A 17606-nucleotide genomic window follows, 5' to 3' on the forward strand; every position below is an offset into this window, starting at 1 on the left:
GAGCGCCTTCGATGTTGAAACCTGCGAAGAAACTGCAAAAAGTCCTGATCGCCAACCGCGGCGAGATCGCGCTGCGTATCCTGCGCGCCTGTAAGGAAGAGGGCATCAAGACCGTCGCTGTTTACTCGACGGCCGATACCGAATTGATGCACGTGAAACTGGCGGACGAAAGCATCTGCATCGGCCCGCCACTGGCCACGAACTCGTACCTGAAAGTCTCGAACATCATCGCCGCCGCTGAAGTGACCGGCGCTGATGGCATCCACCCCGGCTACGGCTTCCTCGCGGAAAACGCCGATTTCGCCGAACAGGTGGAGAAATCCGGGTTTGCCTTCATCGGCCCGAAAGCCGAAACCATTCGCCTGATGGGCGACAAGGTATCGGCCAAGGACGCCATGATCGCGGCCGGCGTACCTACCGTTCCAGGTTCCGACGGCCCGCTGCCTGAAGACGAGGCAACCGCCCTGCGCATTGGTCGCGAAGTCGGTTACCCGGTGATCATCAAGGCCGCCGGTGGCGGTGGTGGTCGCGGCATGCGCGTGGTGCACAAGGAAGAAGAACTGATCGAAGCCGCCAAGCAGACTCGCTCGGAAGCTGCCGCCTGGTTCGGCAACCCGATGGTCTACCTGGAAAAGTACCTGACCAACCCACGTCACGTGGAAGTGCAGGTACTGTCCGACGGCCAGGGCCACGCCATCCACCTGGGTGACCGCGATTGCTCGCTGCAACGTCGTCACCAGAAGGTACTGGAAGAGGCGCCGGCACCGGGCCTGGACGAAACAGCTCGCCAGGAAGTACTGGCTCGCTGCGTCAAGGCGTGCATCGACATCAACTACCGTGGCGCGGGCACTTTCGAGTTCCTGTACGAAAACGGCCGTTTCTACTTCATCGAGATGAACACTCGTGTGCAGGTAGAGCATCCGGTTTCGGAGATGGTCACCGGTATCGACATCGTCAAGGAGATGCTGAGCATCGCCGCTGGCAACAAGCTGTCGTTTACCCAGGATGATGTGAAGATCCACGGCCACTCCCTGGAGTGCCGGATCAACGCCGAAGACCCGAAAACCTTTATCCCAAGCCCTGGCCTGGTCAAGCATTTCCACGCGCCCGGCGGCAACGGCGTACGTGTGGATTCGCACCTGTACAGCGGCTACAAGGTTCCGTCCAACTACGACTCGCTGATCGGCAAGCTGATCACCTGGGGCGCCACCCGCGACGAGGCCATGGCCCGTATGCGTAATGCCCTGGACGAAATTGTGGTAGACGGCATCAAGACCAACATCCCGCTGCATCGGGACCTGGTTCGCGATGAAGGCTTCTGCGAAGGTGGTGTGAACATTCACTACCTGGAACACAAGCTGGCTAATCAGTAAGCGAAGTGCTCCACCCAACAAAGCCGCCTTCGGGCGGTTTTGTTGTTTCTGCCCACCCGATTTTTCTGGATGGATACATTCCCCTTGTGGGAGCGGGCTTGCTCGCGAATGCGGTGTGCCAGTCAACACATCCATTACTGACACACCGCATTCGCGAGCAAGCCCGCTCCCACATTTTGTTCTGTGTACACCAGCAGTACAGTCGTCTTCTGCTGTTCGCTCGCGTAAACTTGCGCGTCTTTCGCAGCCCTACCCCGCTGCACACTCATTTTTTCAAAGGTGCCCGCCATGCCTTGGCTGCAAGTCCGTCTCGCCATCAGCCCAGAACAAGCCGAAACCTACGAAGACGCGTTCCTCGAAGTGGGCGCCGTGTCGGTGACCTTCATGGACGCCGAAGACCAGCCGATCTTCGAACCCGAGCTCAACACCACCCCTCTGTGGTCCCACACCCATCTGCTGGCCCTGTTCGAAGACGGCACCGATGCCGCCAGCGTCCTGGCCCACATGGAACTGCTCACCGGCGGCCCGCTGCCGGAGCATCACAGCGAAATCATCGAAGACCAGGACTGGGAACGCAGCTGGATGGACAACTTCCAGCCAATGCGTTTTGGCCAGCGCCTGTGGATCGTGCCGAGCTGGCACGCCGCCCCCGAGCCTGACGCCGTGAACCTGCTGCTGGACCCGGGCCTGGCGTTCGGCACCGGCACCCACCCCACCACCGCGCTGTGCCTGGAATGGCTCGATGGCCAGGACCTGAAAGACTGCAACGTGCTGGACTTCGGCTGTGGCTCGGGGATCCTGGCGATCGCTGCCCTGCTGCTGGGCGCCAAGGAAGCGGTCGGTACCGATATCGACGTGCAAGCCCTGGAAGCCTCCCGCGATAACGCCGGGCGCAATAACATCGCTGAAGAGAAATTCCCGCTGTACCTGCCGGAGCAATTGCCCCAGGTGCAAGCCGACGTGCTGGTGGCCAATATCCTTGCCGGGCCGCTGGTTTCCCTGGCGCCGCAGCTGTCGAGCCTGGTCAAGCCGGGCGGCCGCCTGGCGCTGTCGGGCATCCTCGCCGAACAGGGCGAAGACGTTGCCGCCGCCTACGCCCAGGATTTTGAGCTGGATCCGATCGCCAACCGCGATGGCTGGGTACGCATCAGTGGTCGTCGGCGCTAGAATGAGCGCCTGCATGAATCGGATGGCCGCATGACCGACAGTTTCGTCACCCAGTGCCCACACTGCCAAGCACGCTTTCGCGTCAACCACGCTCAATTGAGCGTGGCCCGTGGCGTGGTGCGCTGTGGGTCGTGCCTGCAAGTGTTCAATGCCGCTCGCCAACTGCTGGAGCAGCGCGCCAATGCGCCCGCGCCCCAGGCACCACCTGCGGCAGAGCCGCCGGCAGCCGTAGAACCGCCACCCCAAGCGCCGCGAGCCATCAGCCAGAAGCAATGGACCGCCGAAGAGCTGGACCTGGATAACCTGGACCTCGACGTAGAACTGGCCAAGCTGGAACGTCGCGAGATCCAGCACACCCAACCCGTGGGTGCCGACCGTCGCCAGCCCGGCGCCGATCGTCGGCAAAAGGAAGATGCCCTCAGCGCCAGCCGTGATACGGCCAAGGCAGAGGAAGAGCAATGGGCCTCCAGCCTGTTCAGCGAACCCCGGGATGAACGGGCCCAAGCCCCGCAAACGGCCGACGAGGAACCGCAACCGGCCAAGGCAAGCCCAGGCAAACCCAAGCGCACCGAACCGTCGATGTCGTTTGAAGCGGTCGAGCCGGACGACGAACCACCGCTGCACACAAGCACCACCGATGACGAACTCGACCCACCGGTAACCGCCGTAGCGGACGAGCCGGACCCCGAACAACCGGAACGCCCGCAGCCCAAACGCAAGCGCCCTCGCCCCGAGGCCGGCGCCCACGACGACCTGCTTTCGGACCTGGAAGACGACCCGCTGCACCTGTATTCCCGGAAGCGCTCCTCCGGCTGGGGCCGCCGTTTGTTCTGGGGCTTGCTGGTGCTGCTGGCCGCCGCCGGCCTGGCGGGACAATACGTCGCCTACCAATTCGACGACCTGGCACGCCAGGACGCCTACCGCCCATGGTTCCAGGAACTGTGCCCGAAACTGGGCTGCACCGTGCCATCCCGGGTCGATATCGCCCACATCAAGAGCAGCAACCTGGTGGTGCGCAGCCACCCGGAGTTTGCCGGTGCCCTGGTGGTGGACGCGATCATCTATAACCGCGCGACATTCTCCCAACCGTTCCCGCTGCTGGAGCTACGCTTTGCCGACATGAACGGGAATATGATCGCCAGTCGTCGCTTCAAACCCGCCGAATACCTCAGCGGCGAGTTGGCAGGCGTGACCGAGATGCCCTCCCAGACGCCGATCCACATTGCCCTGGACATCCTCGACCCGGGCAACAAAGCGGTGAATTACAGCCTGAGCTTCCACTCCCCCGAGTGAAACGGCTGCCTGGCCGGCGCTTGACGGCAGATTATTGACTGCATCGCCTTTGACCAAACCTGCGGCGATAAGAAAATAACTGCTCAGATTTTATCCAATTCAGCCTTTATCCAGTCATCGAGAGCGGGTATCATGCCAACCCTTTTTCGAACTCTAATGATCCGGCCCCACAACAGGGAAGTCCTATGTCGGCGGTACGCATCGGCCCATACACATTGCACAACGGCTTGATCCTCGCCCCGATGGCGGGCGTCACCGACCAGCCCTTTCGTCAGCTTTGCAAGCGTTTGGGCGCAGGGCTTGTAGTCTCGGAAATGGTCACCAGCGACATGAGCCTGTGGAACACCCGCAAATCGCGGATGCGCATGATCCACGAAGGTGATCCCGAGCCCCGCTCGGTACAGATCGCCGGCGGTGATGCGCAGATGCTGGCGGATGCGGCCCGGGCCAACGTGGAGTTGGGGGCGCAGATTATTGATATCAACATGGGTTGCCCGGCCAAGAAGGTCTGCAACAAGGCCGCAGGTTCTGCCCTGTTGAAGGATGAGCAGTTGGTGAGCGAGATCCTGCATGCCGTTGTCGCTGCAGTGGATGTGCCGGTCACCCTGAAGATCCGCACCGGTTGGGACCGGGACAACAAGAATGGCCTGACGGTGGCGAAGATCGCCGAGCAGGCAGGCATTACAGCGCTGGCGGTGCATGGCCGGACCCGCGCCGACCTTTACACCGGTGAAGCCGAGTACGACACCATTGCCGCGATCAAGCAGGCGGTGTCGATTCCCGTCTTTGCCAACGGCGACATCGACTCAGCCGAGAAAGCCCGGCGCGTGCTGCACGCGACCGGCGCCGATGGCCTGTTGATTGGCCGGGCTGCCCAGGGGCGGCCGTGGATTTTTCGTGAGATCGAGCATTTTCTGCGTACCGGCGAAACCTTGCCGGCACCGGAGCTGATCGAGGTGGAACGTATTCTGCTAGAGCATCTGGCCGCCCTGCACGCCTTCTACGGAGACGTGATGGGAGTACGCATTGCTCGCAAGCATGTGGGCTGGTATCTCGCAACCTTGCCGGGCGCCAGGGAGTTTCGCGCCCACTTCAATCGTTTGGATGATACGGAAGCACAGTGCGCCAACGTTCGTGAGTTCTTCTCCGAGCGTTACAAGAGCCTGGTGACAGGGGACGGAGAAGGGGTGGCCGCATGACGATGATGACCGAGACTTTAGTGAGTGGAACAACACCCGTGAGCGACAACGTCAATTTGAAACAGCACCTCAACACGCCGAGCGAAGAAGGCCAGACCCTTCGCGGGAGTGTCGAGAAGGCGCTGCACAATTATTTCGCCCACCTTGAGGGCGCTGCCGTCACGGACGTGTACAACCTGGTGCTCTCCGAAGTCGAAGCGCCGTTGCTCGAAAGCGTGATGAACTACGTCAAGGGCAACCAGACCAAGGCCAGTGAGCTGCTCGGTCTGAACCGTGGCACGCTGCGCAAGAAACTCAAGCAGTACGATTTGCTGTAAGCATTCAATCAAACCAGAAAGGCGCCCGCGTAAAAACGGACGCCTTTTTTGCTGACTCCTTTGCTTTTGATGGAAATTGAAATGACCGACCAGACTACCCGCCTGCCGATCCGCCGTGCCTTGATCAGTGTCTCCGACAAGACCGGGATCCTCGAATTTGCCCGGGAGCTGGAAGCCCTGGGCGTGGAGATTCTCTCCACCGGCGGGACCTTCAAACTGCTGCAGGACAACGGCGTGGCCGCAGTGGAAGTGGCGGACTACACCGGTTTCGCAGAAATGATGGACGGTCGGGTCAAGACCCTGCACCCGAAAATCCACGGCGGGATCCTCGGTCGTCGCGGTATCGACGACGCCATCATGAGCGAGCACGGCATCAAGCCGATCGACCTGGTGGCCGTTAACCTGTACCCGTTCGAAGCCACCATCAACAAGCCAGGCTGCGACCTGCCGACCGCCATCGAAAACATCGATATCGGCGGCCCGACCATGGTTCGCTCGGCAGCCAAGAACCACAAAGACGTGGCCATCGTGGTGAACGCCAGCGACTACGCCAACGTACTGGAAAGCCTGAAAGCCGGCGGCCTGACCTACGCCCAGCGCTTCGACCTGATGCTCAAGGCCTTCGAACACACCGCTGCCTACGACGGCATGATCGCCAACTACATGGGCACCGTGAACCAGGCCGCTGAAACCCTCAGCACAGAAGGTCGCAGCCAGTTCCCGCGCACCTTCAACAGCCAGTTCATCAAGGCCCAGGAAATGCGCTACGGCGAGAACCCGCACCAGAGCGCGGCGTTCTACGTCGAGGCCAAGCCTGCTGAAGTCGGCATCGCCACCGCGACCCAACTGCAAGGCAAAGAGCTGTCGTACAACAACGTGGCCGACACCGACGCCGCGCTGGAATGTGTGAAGAGCTTCGTCAAGCCAGCCTGCGTGATCGTCAAGCACGCCAACCCGTGCGGCGTGGCCGTGAGCCCGGACGCTGAAGGCGGTATCCGCCAGGCCTACGAACTGGCCTACGCCACCGACACAGAGTCGGCCTTCGGCGGCATCATCGCCTTCAACCGTGAGCTGGACGCCGAGACCGCCAAGGCGATCGTCGAGCGTCAGTTCGTTGAAGTGATCATCGCGCCATCCGTCAGTGAAGAGGCTCGCGCCATCGTTGCCGCCAAGGCCAATGTGCGCCTGCTGGCGTGCGGCGAGTGGTCGGCCGAGCGTGCCGCTGCCTGGGACTACAAGCGCGTCAACGGCGGCTTGCTGGTACAGAGCCGCGACATCGGCATGATCGGCAGCGCCGATCTGAAAGTGGTGACCAAGCGCGCCCCGACCGAACAGGAAATCAACGACCTGATCTTCGCCTGGAAAGTCGCCAAGTACGTTAAATCCAACGCCATCGTCTACGCCAAGAACCGCCAGACCATCGGTGTCGGCGCGGGCCAGATGAGCCGCGTGAATTCGGCACGCATCGCTGCGATCAAGGCAGAACATGCCGGCCTGCAGGTCGCCGGTTCGGTGATGGCGTCCGACGCATTCTTCCCGTTCCGTGATGGCCTGGACAACGCCGCGAAAGCCGGTGTTACCGCCGTGATCCAACCGGGCGGCTCGATGCGTGACGCAGAAGTGATTGCAGCGGCTGATGAAGCCGGCATTGCCATGGTCTTCACCGGCATGCGCCACTTCCGTCACTGATTGCTCGTTCCCACGCTCTGCGTGGGAATGCAGCCCGGGACGCTCCGCGTCCCAAAGCGTGACGCAGAGCGTCACAAGAGGCATTCCCACGCAGAGCGTGGGAACGGTCAGAATTCAGCGTCATCCGAGGTTTTTGAAATGAATGTTTTGATCATTGGCAGCGGTGGCCGTGAACACGCCCTGGCCTGGAAAGTTGCCCAGGACCCACGTGTCCAGAAAGTTTTCGTCGCCCCCGGCAACGCCGGTACCGCCATTGAAGCCAAGTGCGAAAACGTCGCCATCGACGTGTTGGCCCTTGAGCAACTGGCGGACTTTGCCGAGAAAAACGTTTCCCTGACCATCGTCGGCCCGGAAGTGCCCTTGGTAGCTGGCGTTGTGGACCTGTTCCGCAGCCGTGGCCTGGACTGCTTCGGCCCAACCGCCGGCGCTGCCCAGCTGGAAGGTTCGAAAGCCTTCACCAAGGATTTCCTGGCGCGCCACAAGATCCCGACCGCCGACTACCAGAACTTCACCGAGATCGAGCCGGCCCTGGCCTACCTGCGTGAGGTCGGTGCACCGATCGTGATCAAGGCCGACGGCCTGGCCGCCGGTAAAGGCGTGATCGTCGCAATGACCCTGGCCGAAGCCGAAGACGCCGTGCGCGACATGCTCGCCGGCAACGCTTTCGGTGAAGCCGGTTCGCGCGTAGTGATCGAAGAATTCCTCGACGGCGAAGAAGCCAGCTTCATCGTGATGGTCGACGGCAAGAACGTACTGCCGATGGCCACCAGCCAGGACCACAAACGTGTGGGTGACGGCGACAGCGGCCCGAACACCGGCGGCATGGGCGCTTACTCCCCTGCTCCGGTAGTGACTGCCGAAGTGCACAAGCGCGTGATGGACCTGGTCATCTGGCCAACCGTGCGCGGCATGGCCGACGAAGGCAATGTGTACACCGGTTTCCTGTACGCCGGCTTGATGATCGACAAGGCCGGCAATCCGAAAGTCATCGAGTTCAACTGCCGCTTCGGCGACCCGGAAACCCAACCGGTGATGCTGCGCCTGCAATCGAGCCTGGTGCTGTTGGTTGAAGCTGCGCTGGCCCAGGCCCTGGACAAGGTCGAAGCCCAGTGGGACCCGCGCCCGAGCGTCGGCATCGTGCTGGCCGCCGGCGGCTACCCGGCCGACTACGCCAAGGGCGATGTGATTGAAGGTCTGGACGCGGCTGCTACGCTGGAAGGCAAGGTGTTCCACGCGGGCACCGCGCTCAAGGATGGCAAGGTCGTCACCGCCGGTGGTCGCGTACTGTGCGCAACCGCCATGGGCAGCAGCGTAGATGCCGCCCAGCAACAGGCTTACAAGCTGGCGGCGAAGATCGACTGGAAAGGCTGCTTCTACCGCACCGACATTGGCTACCGCGCCATTGCCCGTGAGCGTGGCGAAAGTCAGTAAACAGCTATCCGTTCGGTTAGGCAGGGGCCTCTGGCCCTTGCCCTACGCTTGTGGCCCCGCGCATAGTTATACCCATGCATCAACCTACGAAGGGATTTCGCCGTGCGCTGGCTCAGGATCGCCATAGGTTTCACTGTCAGTCTGCTGACCTTGCTCTGCTTGCTCCCGGCCCAGGCCGCCGCACAAGGCAGTGGCTGGGCAGTATTGCTTGATGAACAGGCCGATCTGCAACTGAGCGACATCCGCTCGCCCCGCTACATCAATCAATTCAGCCCCATCGAACTGGACCGGATTACCGCCGCGCAACCGGACGGTGCGTTGTGGGTACGCTTCAGGCTGCAACCCGGCAAACACGAGCAAGTGCTGCGGGTATTCGCCCCTGACCTGTCACACCTGAACCTGTATGTACTCGACGGCGACACCCTGGTGGAGCAGGAAGCTACCGGCACCCGCCAGCCCCAGGCCGAGCGCCCGCTGCCCAGCAGCGACTTCATGCTGCCGATGCCGCAAAGCCAGAAGCCGCTGGACGTGTACCTGCGCATGGTCTCGGAACACGAGCTGCGCCCCTACATCACCCTTGAGCCGGCCGTGCTGGCTGCGGCCAACCAGAACCAGACGCTGATCTACGGGCTGCTGTTCGGTTGCCTGGTGATGCTGATCCTGCACAACCTCACCCGCTACGCCTACCATCGCTCCCGCAGCAGCCTGTGGCTCGCCGCCTGCGAATTGCTGTTGCTGCTGAGCCTGGCGCTGCTGCTCAACGTGCTGGGCCCGTGGTTGCCGAACTGGCACGCGGTACAAACCCCCGGTGCCTACCTCGCCCTGCTGCTGACCGCGCCGTGCGGGCTGATGTTTGCCTACCGCTTCTTTGCGCCACTGGGCCCGCATCCGCTGAACAAGCTGTTGATGGCCGACATCCTGCTGATCGTCCTTACCGGCCTGTTGCTGCTGTTCGTCAACACCTTGCCCCTGAACATCATCACCTACGCCCTGGTGGCGCTGGCCGGCCTGAGCATGTTGTTCGTCTCGGCCTATCACTGGCAAAAGGGTTACCGCCCGGCGCGCCTGTTCATGCTGGCGATGGTGATCTTCAACATCGGCACGCTGATTATTCTCCCGGCCTTGCTGGGCCTGACGCTGGTGCCGCCACAAGGCTTGATCATCACCCTGCTCGGCTTTATCTGCCTCAGTGGCCTGTTGATGAGCCTGGCCCTGGGCGAACGCCAGCGCGCCATCACCGAAGACAACTTCAGCCTCAGCCGCGACCTGGCGGCCAGCAACGCCGAAATCGCCGCCAAGGCCGAATTCCTGGCGAAGATCAGCCACGAAATTCGCACGCCCATGAACGGCGTGCTGGGCATGACCGAACTGCTGCTGGGCACCCCGCTTTCAGTCAAGCAACGCGACTACGTGCAAACCATCCACAGCGCCGGCAACGAACTGCTCACCCTGATCAACGAGATTCTCGACATCTCCAAGCTGGAATCCGGGCAGATCGAATTGGACGATGTGCAGTTCGACCTCAACGCGCTGATCGAAGACTGCCTGAGTATTTTCCGCGCCAAGGCCGAGCAGCAGAACGTCGAGCTGATCAGCTTTATCCAGCCCCAGGTACCCCGGGTGATCAGCGGCGACCCAACGCGGCTGCGCCAGGCACTGTTGAGCCTGCTGGAAAATGCCCTGCAAAAAACCGATGAAGGCGAAGTACTGATCGTCGTCGCACTGGACGAGCGCAGCAGCAAACCGCGCCTGCGCATTGCCGTGCAAGACAGCGGCCTGCCGATGGAACCCGCCGAGCGCGACGCCCTGCTGCACAGCGAGTTGCACAGCAAGAACTTCCTCTCTGCCACCCGCCTGAGCGGCCATCTGGGCCTGGTCATTGCCCGCCAGCTGATCCTGTTGATGAACGGCGAATTCGGCATCAAGAGTGGCAGCCAGCAAGGCAGCACCCTGTGGCTGACCTTGCCGCTGGACCCGGAACGCCTGGAGCACCCGACCTCCGACCTCGACGGCCCGCTCAAGGGCGCGCGCGTGCTGGTGGTGGACGACAACGACACCTGCCGCAAAGTGCTGGTGCAGCAATGCACGGCCTGGGGCCTGAACGTGAGCGCCGTGCCTTCGGGCAAGGAAGCCCTGGCGCTGCTGCGCACCAAGGCGCACCTGCGGGACTATTTCGACGTGGTGCTGCTGGACCAGAACATGCCCGGCATGACCGGCATGCAACTGGCGGCGAAGATCAAGGAAGACCCGAGCCTGAACCACGACATCCTGCTGATCATGCTCACCGGCATCAGCAATGCGCCGAGCAAGATCATCGCGCGCAACTGCGGGATCAAGCGCATCCTCGCCAAACCCGTGGCCGGCTATACCCTCAAGACCACCCTTGCCGATGAGTTGACCCAGCGCAGCAAGGGCTCCGTGCAACCACGCCAGCCGGCGATCAGCGCGCCGGCCCCGGTGACCGTGCCGAGTGACTTCCGGATCCTGGTGGCGGAGGACAACAGCATCTCCACCAAGGTGATTCGCGGCATGCTCGGCAAGCTCAACCTGCAGCCCGACACCGCCAGCAACGGCGAAGAAGCCCTGCAGGCAATGAAGGCCCAGCGCTACGACCTGGTGTTGATGGACTGTGAAATGCCGATCCTCGACGGCTTCTCCGCGACCCAGCAACTGCGCGCGTGGGAGGTCAGCAACCAGCGGATTCGTACGCCAATCGTGGCACTCACCGCGCACATTCTTTCGGAACATAAAGAGCGTGCACGCCAGGCCGGGATGGACGGGCACATGGCCAAGCCGGTGGAGTTGTCGCAATTGCGCGAGCTGGTGGAGTACTGGGTGGCACAGCGCCAACAGCGCCCTGAGCACGCTCCCACCTGACCCATGCATGACGCAGATCAAAATGTGGGAGCGGCGGTGCGACGATTCGACTTGCTCGCGAAAGCGGTGTGTCAGTCAAACATGTATTGGCTGACACACCGCTTTCGCGAGCAAGCCCGCTCCCACACTGGATTGTTGTCGCTTCACAGATAGCGCTCAGCCACAGGCCTGATAAACTCCCGCTCGCCCTCCTTCGCTGCGAGCTCCCACCATGCTCCACGTGCTATTCAGCGTTTACCTGAAGATGCTGGTGCTCTACAGCCCCTTCTTCGTGCTCTCCTGCTTTATCAGCCTGACTCGCGGTTACTCCAGCAAGGAGCGGCGGCGCCTGGCCTGGAAAGTGGCCCTCGCCACCCTGGTATCGAGCGTGTTGCTCTACCTGTTCGGCCGGGTGATTTTCAGTGTGTTCGGCATCACCGTCGACGCCTTCCGCATCGGCGCCGGCAGTGTGCTGTTCATCTCGGCCCTGGGCATGGCCCAGGGCAAGTCAGCGGTGCAGACCGACAACGTGCAGCAGGACGTGACCATCGTGCCGCTGACCATTCCCCTGACCGTCGGCCCCGGCACCATCGGTGCGCTGCTGGTGATGGGCGTCAGCCAGCCGCACTGGGACGACAAGATCACCGCGATCCTCAGTATCGCCCTGGCCAGCCTGACGGTGGGCGTGGTGCTGTACCTGTCCAACCGTATCGAACGCATCCTCGGCGACCAGGGCTTGCAGATTGTCAGCCGGTTGATGGGGCTGTTCGTGTGCGCCCTGGCCGCACAAATCATCTTCACCGGTGTACGCGGTTACCTGGTGCCGTAGATCAAATTCTGTAGTTGGCGATAGCCAGGCGGACCTTGTCCCCTGCGCTGTCCCGCAGCAGTTGAATCGTGTCTTCGTTGACCACCGAGCTGTTCAGCACCAGGCACGTGCGGCCACTGAAGGCCTCGACGGATGCACTGTCCCACTCCAGAAACGGTATGCCCAGTTGCTTGCTGACGCCGTGGGAGCTGTACGTCACCAGCACCATCGAAACTTCCCCGGCGATTTCCGAGCAGGACGCCAAGCCGAAATCGCCACCGTCACGCGTGGTGGTATTTCGCTTGAATAACTCAAATGAGGCCGGGAGCTGCTTCAAGGTTTCAACCGCCTCCGCCACCCGTTTGGGCAATACACTGATCAGCGGCCCTGACAGAAACGTCGAGGCCACGGTGGCCGCCATCAGGTTCAGCGCCGCCAGCTGTACCGACAGCCCCTTGCGAGAGGTGTACACCCGCTCGAAACTGCTCCTGACCGGCATCCAGCCGAGGCTGCTCATGACCTTGATGAATTCGTTGTACCAGGCCTCTGTGCCCCGGGCGACCCGCAGTACATCGCTGACGTAGCTGCTCGCCAGCAAATAGCTTTTGCGGGTGTACTCCTTGTTGAGGCTGGTCATGCCTTGCACAAACGACATGACGCTGTTGTTCACCACCGCCGCGTCCAGCTCATCATCCGCCTCGGGCTTCACCGGCGCGCTCAACCCCGACGCCAGGCCGGGCGCGCCCGGAAGCCGGTAAGCGGCAATCAGCTTCCTCCTTTTTGCGCTGTTGATCCGTTTGTTGTTTCGCTCCATAGCCATTTCTCCATAACCCCCAACATGGGGCTCAACGCCAACACTAGTCGACTTGCCGGGGATTTTGAGCTGCTGAAAATTGACCACGGGACGCGCCGCGACCCGCAGGAAAAATCACTGCAGGCGGCGCAGCTGAGTAAACGCTGGGGATGAGGCGGCGGCACACAAAAGCGCCGTGCTTTTCTTCAAGCCGTAGAGAAAGGTATGACTTGAGCCGATGCAAAAAAACCTCGGCAAGCAGACCTTTCCGGCATCAATGACTGACGTTTCAAAGCGGCCCCATGGCGGGGCCGCCGTTGTTTTCAGGAGGCGGGTTTCTCGCCGTACCAACGTGGCGTGTAGACCCACTCGCCACCACCTGCCCGCGCAAAGACGCAGGTGGTGGACGAACCGATCAGCACCATGGTGCGCATGTCCACCTGCTCCGGCGTCAGTTGCCCCAGGGTGGTGACTCGCAGGGTCTGGCCCGGGCGACCGATGTCACGGCCCAATACCACCGGTGTTTCAGGCGTGCGGTGCTGCGCGACGATTTCCAGGGCGCGTCCCAACTGCCAGGGCCGCGCACGGGAGATCGGGTTATAGAACGCCAGCGCCAGGTCGGCCTGGGACGCCAGGTCCAGGCGCTTCTCGATGATCGACCAGGGTTTGAGGTTGTCCGACAGTGACATCACACAGAAGTCATGCCCCAGCGGTGCACCTGCCTGGGCCGCCGTGGCGAGGGATGCCGACACGCCCGGCAAAATCTCCAGGTCGACCTGATGCCAGGCCGGGTCGCTGGACTCGTGCAAGGCTTCGATCACCGCGGCGGCCATGGCGAATACACCCGGGTCACCCGAAGACACCACCACCACCGAACGCCCCTGCGCCGCCAGCTCAAAGGCATGACGCGCGCGCTGCATCTCTTCGCGATTGTCGGTGCAATGCTGGATCTGGTCCGCGCGGAACGGCCCGGCCATGCGCACATAGGTTTCGTAACCCAGCACATCAGTGCAGCGGGCCAGCTCGGCTTTTACTGCCGGAACCATCAGTTCGGCAGCGCCGGGACCCAGACCGATCACCGCGAGGCGGCCACGGGGACGACCGATCAGGGACAGGTCCAGAGGGGCCTCGGCCACCGTGATCGCGATGTCCGCCTGAGGCGCCAGATCGGCGAAGCGCAATGGCACGCCCAGCTCCAACGCCGCTTCGTGCAATGACGAATCGGCCATCTCCGTTTCAGCCGCCAGCAAGCAAGCCAGGGACTGCACGGCGAGCCCGGCATCCTGCAACGCCGCACGAATTCGCCCGACCAGTTGCGGCCCCGGCTGGCAGGTAACCAGCACCGTCTTCGGATAAATCAGCAACTCATTGGCCGCAGGTGTGCGCTCGGCACTGCCGACGTGAATCGCCAAGCGCGCCTGTTGATCCTGGGGCAAGTTGGCCTGATCCAGCCACGGCGCCGCGCCTTCAATGCGTACTGATTCGCCAGCCAGCAAATCCGAGACAAAGCGTTTGCCCAGCTCCAGATCCCCCAGCTGATAACCATGGGGCGGGTTGAGCAGGCAGGTACCAAAACGCAGCTCGCCACTGGTAGTGATCGCGGCGGCAACGTCCAGGGCAGCGGCGATTTCCCGCGCCATTACGTTTACGCCACCGAGGCCACCGAGCAACGGCACCACCGCGCTGCCGTCTTCGGCGACGGCCAGCACAGCAGGCTCGACGCCTTTCTCCAGCAGCAGCGGCGCCAGGGTGCGGATCACAATCCCGGCGGCACACAGGGCGATGATCGGCGTGCCCTGTTGATACAACTGGCGCACTGTGGCGCCGAATTCGTTATAGGCCTGATCTGCGCCCTCGACCCGCCCGGCCAGGCCGTGGATCAGTGCGTCGGGATACACCTGCTGGATAGCGCGGGCCGTGGCGAGGCTGCCCTGCCCCAGGATGACAATCGCGGGAGCCGTCATCAGCCTTGCCACCTTTCACCAGGAACGATGATCAACGAGAAATACGGCGAGGACGTCGGATCGACCTGATCCAGAGCGACGATTTTCTGATTGGCCATGGTCGCGCGCTCGACGTACAACGCCCGGCTCGCCAATCCCAATTCTTCCAGTACCTGACGCACCTTGGTGAAGTTGCGCCCCAGCTTCATGATCACCGCCGCGTCGGCATCCGCCAGGCGACGCTTGAGTTCGTCATGGGGCAGCACGCCGGAAAGCACCGACAGGCTCTGGTTGCGGTACACCAACGGTGCGCCCAGTACAGAGGCGCCACCGAGCATCGAGCACACACCCGGGATCACCTGGGCTTCGTAGCGCTCGGCCAGGCGGTCGTGCAAATACATGTAGGAGCCGTAGAAGAACGGGTCGCCTTCACAGATCACCGCCACATCGCGCCCCGCGTCCAGATGTGCCGCAACGTCGACACTGGCGGTGTCGTAGAAATCGCTGATCACTTGCTCGTAGGACAGCGGCGCCGGCAACACTTCAGTGGTCACCGGGTACACCAGCGGCATCAGGGTTTGCTGGGGCACCAAATGGTCTTCGATGATGCCGAAGGCGTTGCCCTTCTTGCCCTTGGCCACGAAGTACGCCACCACCGGCGATTCGCGCAGCAGGCGCAGGGCTTTGAGGGTAATCAGTTCCGGATCGCCGGGGCCTACGCCCAGGCCGATCAAACGTCCGCGTGCCGGCATTATTCGACCTCCGTGGCCAAGGCGTTGACCGCGGCGGCGGCCATCGCACTGCCGCCCAGGCGGCCCTGCATGATCACGAACGGTACGCCGCGGCTGTCTGCCGCCAGCATCGCCTTGGATTCGGCGGCGCCGACAAAGCCCACCGGGAACCCAAGGATCAGTGCAGGTTTTGGCGCGCCGGCGTCGAGCATTTCCAGCAGGTAAAACAGCGCTGTCGGCGCATTGCCGATCACCACCACACTGCCTTCCAGGTGCGGGCGCCACAGCTCCAGGGCGGCGGCGGAACGGGTGTTGCCCAGCTCGCGGGCCAACTCCGGCACGCTGTCGTCGCGCAGGGTGCAGATCACCTGATTGTTGGCCGGCAGGCGCGTACGGGTCACGCCTTCGGAGACCATCCGCGCATCACACAGGATCGGCGCGCCAGCGGCCAGGGCTTCGCGCCCGGCCTTGCCGGCACCTTCGGAAAATTGCAGGCCGTCGATGGCGTCGACCATGCCGCAGGCATGAATCACCCGCACCGCGAGTTTTTCCAGGTCGGCAGGGATGCGATCAAGCCGGGCTTCTGCGCGAATGATCGCGAAGGAGTTGCGATAGATCTCCTGACCGTCGCGGATGTAATCAATCATCGGTGTTGCTCCGTGGGTGAGCGCGCAACAAGGCGCCCGCCGCTTCAATAGAAAGAGTGCGCGCGTGCAGGCGGCCGAAACCGGGCAGGCCTGCGTCGCGAAAATAGAGGTCGTAGTGGCCGGGACTTACCGCCAGCAGGGTGACCGGCGCGGTGTGGGCGGCCGCGCAGGAACGCGGGCAGCCGGACAGGTGCACGCTGTGGCCGGGCGCAAGCGCGGCCAGTTGTACGGCGTCGGCCTTGGTGTCGGACAGGCCTTTGGCGCAACCGCCGGCGCCGGTGCAGGCGATCATCCGTGCGAGGGGTTGGTCCACCGAACACAAAAAGCCAAGCTGTTCGAGGCGTTCGGTGACAGCCGCCGCATCCTGGATATTGGGCAGCAGCAGGCCTTGCCATGGCGTGACACGCAAGGTGGCGTCGCCATGGTCGACGGCCAACTGCGCTGCGCCCCTGAGCATCGCCGAATCCAGGCGGCCCAAGGGTGCGACGGCGGCGACGTAGACCTGGTTTTTTTGGCGCTGTGGATAACTTCCCAGGTGCAGCGGCGCGGAGTTGGAGTGCCTTGAAAAGCCATCAACCGGCTGCAATGGCATATTCAGCTGCCGCAAAAAGTTATCCACAGCGGTTTCAGCCAGCAGGTGGCGCATACGGGTCTGATCAGGCCGGGCCAGTTCAAGGAACCGCTCCAGAACCGCCACCACCAGTGCATGCCCTTGTGCCAAAGGTACCGCCGCCAAGGGCGCATCCCGCGCCGGGCAGCCTGCCAGGCCGAATGCCAACAGCGTGTTGCCATTGGCATCGAAGGCTGACAGCCACAGGTCGTGATGATGCTCGAGCATGGCCAGGGCTTCACCGCCGTCCAGTTGCACGGCGAACTTGGCCGACAGCTCATGGAAACGCGGGTGGGTTTCCAGGGTGGTGAGGATCTGGTCGGCCAACGGTCGGGTATCGAACAGCATCTCGCGGTCAATGCCGGCACTGGGGCTGAGCATCAGGTTGCGCACATCATCACCGGCGGCACGCTTGGGGCCCAGGTCGGCGGCCAGCAAGGCGGCGATCAATGCATCCTGTTCGGCGCCGATCCCGCGAATCTGCAGGTTGGCGCGGTTGGTCGCCTCGATCACCCCGCCGGCATGGGCCTGGGCGGCGTCGGCCACGGCAAACGCCTGCTCGGCACGGATCGAACCGCCCGCCAGTTTGATCCGGCAAATCCCGCCATCCAACGCCTGGACAATACGCAGCAACCCCGGACAGGCCGAGGGGCGCAAGGTATTGGACGGTGGTATTGGTTTCACGGGGCTACCGGTTCACGGGTAAAGGCGCGGTATTATGCCTGCTTTGTCCGGCGGCATGAAAAGCC

The 17606-nt window shown here is 62.7% G+C and carries 14 protein-coding genes; 9 read left to right on the plus strand and 5 right to left on the minus strand.

Annotated elements, in window-relative coordinates; translation table 11 throughout:
- Positions 1-11 precede the first annotated feature (11 nt).
- The 9 genes from accC to A462_RS03005 all read left to right on the plus strand — a co-directional run bounded on the left by accC (position 12) and on the right by A462_RS03005 (position 12154).
- A complete protein-coding gene (gene accC, locus A462_RS03045) occupies positions 12-1373 on the plus strand; it encodes an acetyl-CoA carboxylase biotin carboxylase subunit (protein WP_003217312.1) in 1362 nt (453 codons plus the stop codon).
- Between the two features lie 288 nt (positions 1374-1661).
- Positions 1662-2540, plus strand: a complete 879-nt coding sequence (prmA, locus tag A462_RS03040) for a 50S ribosomal protein L11 methyltransferase (RefSeq protein WP_003217316.1) — start codon at positions 1662-1664, stop codon at positions 2538-2540.
- A 30-nt stretch (positions 2541-2570) separates the two neighbouring features.
- A complete protein-coding gene (locus A462_RS03035) occupies positions 2571-3833 on the plus strand; it encodes a DUF3426 domain-containing protein (protein WP_008439018.1) in 1263 nt (420 codons plus the stop codon).
- 185 nt (positions 3834-4018) lie between these two features.
- Positions 4019-5032 (plus strand): tRNA dihydrouridine synthase DusB, encoded by a 1014-nt coding sequence (gene dusB / locus A462_RS03030; protein ID WP_003217321.1) that lies wholly within the window; start codon positions 4019-4021, stop codon positions 5030-5032.
- On the plus strand, positions 5029-5349 hold the full coding sequence (fis, locus tag A462_RS03025; RefSeq protein WP_003186237.1) for a DNA-binding transcriptional regulator Fis: 321 nt from the start codon (positions 5029-5031) through the stop codon (positions 5347-5349). The genes dusB and fis overlap by 4 nt, the downstream gene beginning before the upstream one ends.
- An 81-nt stretch (positions 5350-5430) precedes the next feature.
- Complete coding sequence (purH, locus tag A462_RS03020; RefSeq protein WP_008439025.1) at positions 5431-7038, plus strand: bifunctional phosphoribosylaminoimidazolecarboxamide formyltransferase/IMP cyclohydrolase; 1608 nt, start codon at positions 5431-5433, stop codon at positions 7036-7038.
- 138 nt (positions 7039-7176) lie between these two features.
- On the plus strand, positions 7177-8469 hold the full coding sequence (gene purD / locus A462_RS03015; protein WP_003217326.1) for a phosphoribosylamine--glycine ligase: 1293 nt from the start codon (positions 7177-7179) through the stop codon (positions 8467-8469).
- A gap of 102 nt (positions 8470-8571) precedes the next feature.
- On the plus strand, positions 8572-11346 hold the full coding sequence (locus A462_RS03010; protein ID WP_003217328.1) for a hybrid sensor histidine kinase/response regulator: 2775 nt from the start codon (positions 8572-8574) through the stop codon (positions 11344-11346).
- Between the two features lie 211 nt (positions 11347-11557).
- Positions 11558-12154: a MarC family protein gene (locus A462_RS03005; RefSeq protein ID WP_003217330.1), complete on the plus strand. Its 597-nt coding sequence runs from the start codon at positions 11558-11560 to the stop codon at positions 12152-12154.
- Between the two features lies 1 nt (position 12155).
- Here A462_RS03005 and A462_RS03000 read toward each other — a convergent pair whose 3' ends face one another.
- The 5 genes from A462_RS03000 to cobG all read right to left on the minus strand — a co-directional run bounded on the left by A462_RS03000 (position 12156) and on the right by cobG (position 17541).
- Positions 12156-12947, minus strand: coding sequence for a hypothetical protein (locus tag A462_RS03000; protein ID WP_008439026.1), 792 nt, complete (start codon positions 12945-12947; stop codon positions 12156-12158).
- Between the two features lie 302 nt (positions 12948-13249).
- Positions 13250-14890, minus strand: a complete 1641-nt coding sequence (cobJ, locus tag A462_RS02995; RefSeq protein ID WP_008439027.1) for a precorrin-3B C(17)-methyltransferase — start codon at positions 14888-14890, stop codon at positions 13250-13252.
- On the minus strand, positions 14890-15621 hold the full coding sequence (locus tag A462_RS02990) for a precorrin-2 C(20)-methyltransferase (protein ID WP_003217336.1): 732 nt from the start codon (positions 15619-15621) through the stop codon (positions 14890-14892). The genes cobJ and A462_RS02990 overlap by 1 nt, the downstream gene beginning before the upstream one ends.
- The gene (locus A462_RS02985) at positions 15621-16247 is read right to left on the minus strand and encodes a precorrin-8X methylmutase (protein ID WP_003217338.1); all 627 of its coding nucleotides are present in this window, start codon (positions 16245-16247) and stop codon (positions 15621-15623) included. Before A462_RS02985 ends, A462_RS02990 begins: the two co-directional genes overlap by 1 nt.
- Positions 16240-17541 (minus strand): precorrin-3B synthase, encoded by a 1302-nt coding sequence (gene cobG / locus A462_RS02980; RefSeq protein ID WP_274517803.1) that lies wholly within the window; start codon positions 17539-17541, stop codon positions 16240-16242. Before cobG ends, A462_RS02985 begins: the two co-directional genes overlap by 8 nt.
- Between the last annotated feature and the right edge of the window lie 65 nt (positions 17542-17606).

This window comes from Pseudomonas sp. Ag1, assembly GCF_000278565.1.
Lineage (GTDB): Bacteria > Pseudomonadota > Gammaproteobacteria > Pseudomonadales > Pseudomonadaceae > Aquipseudomonas.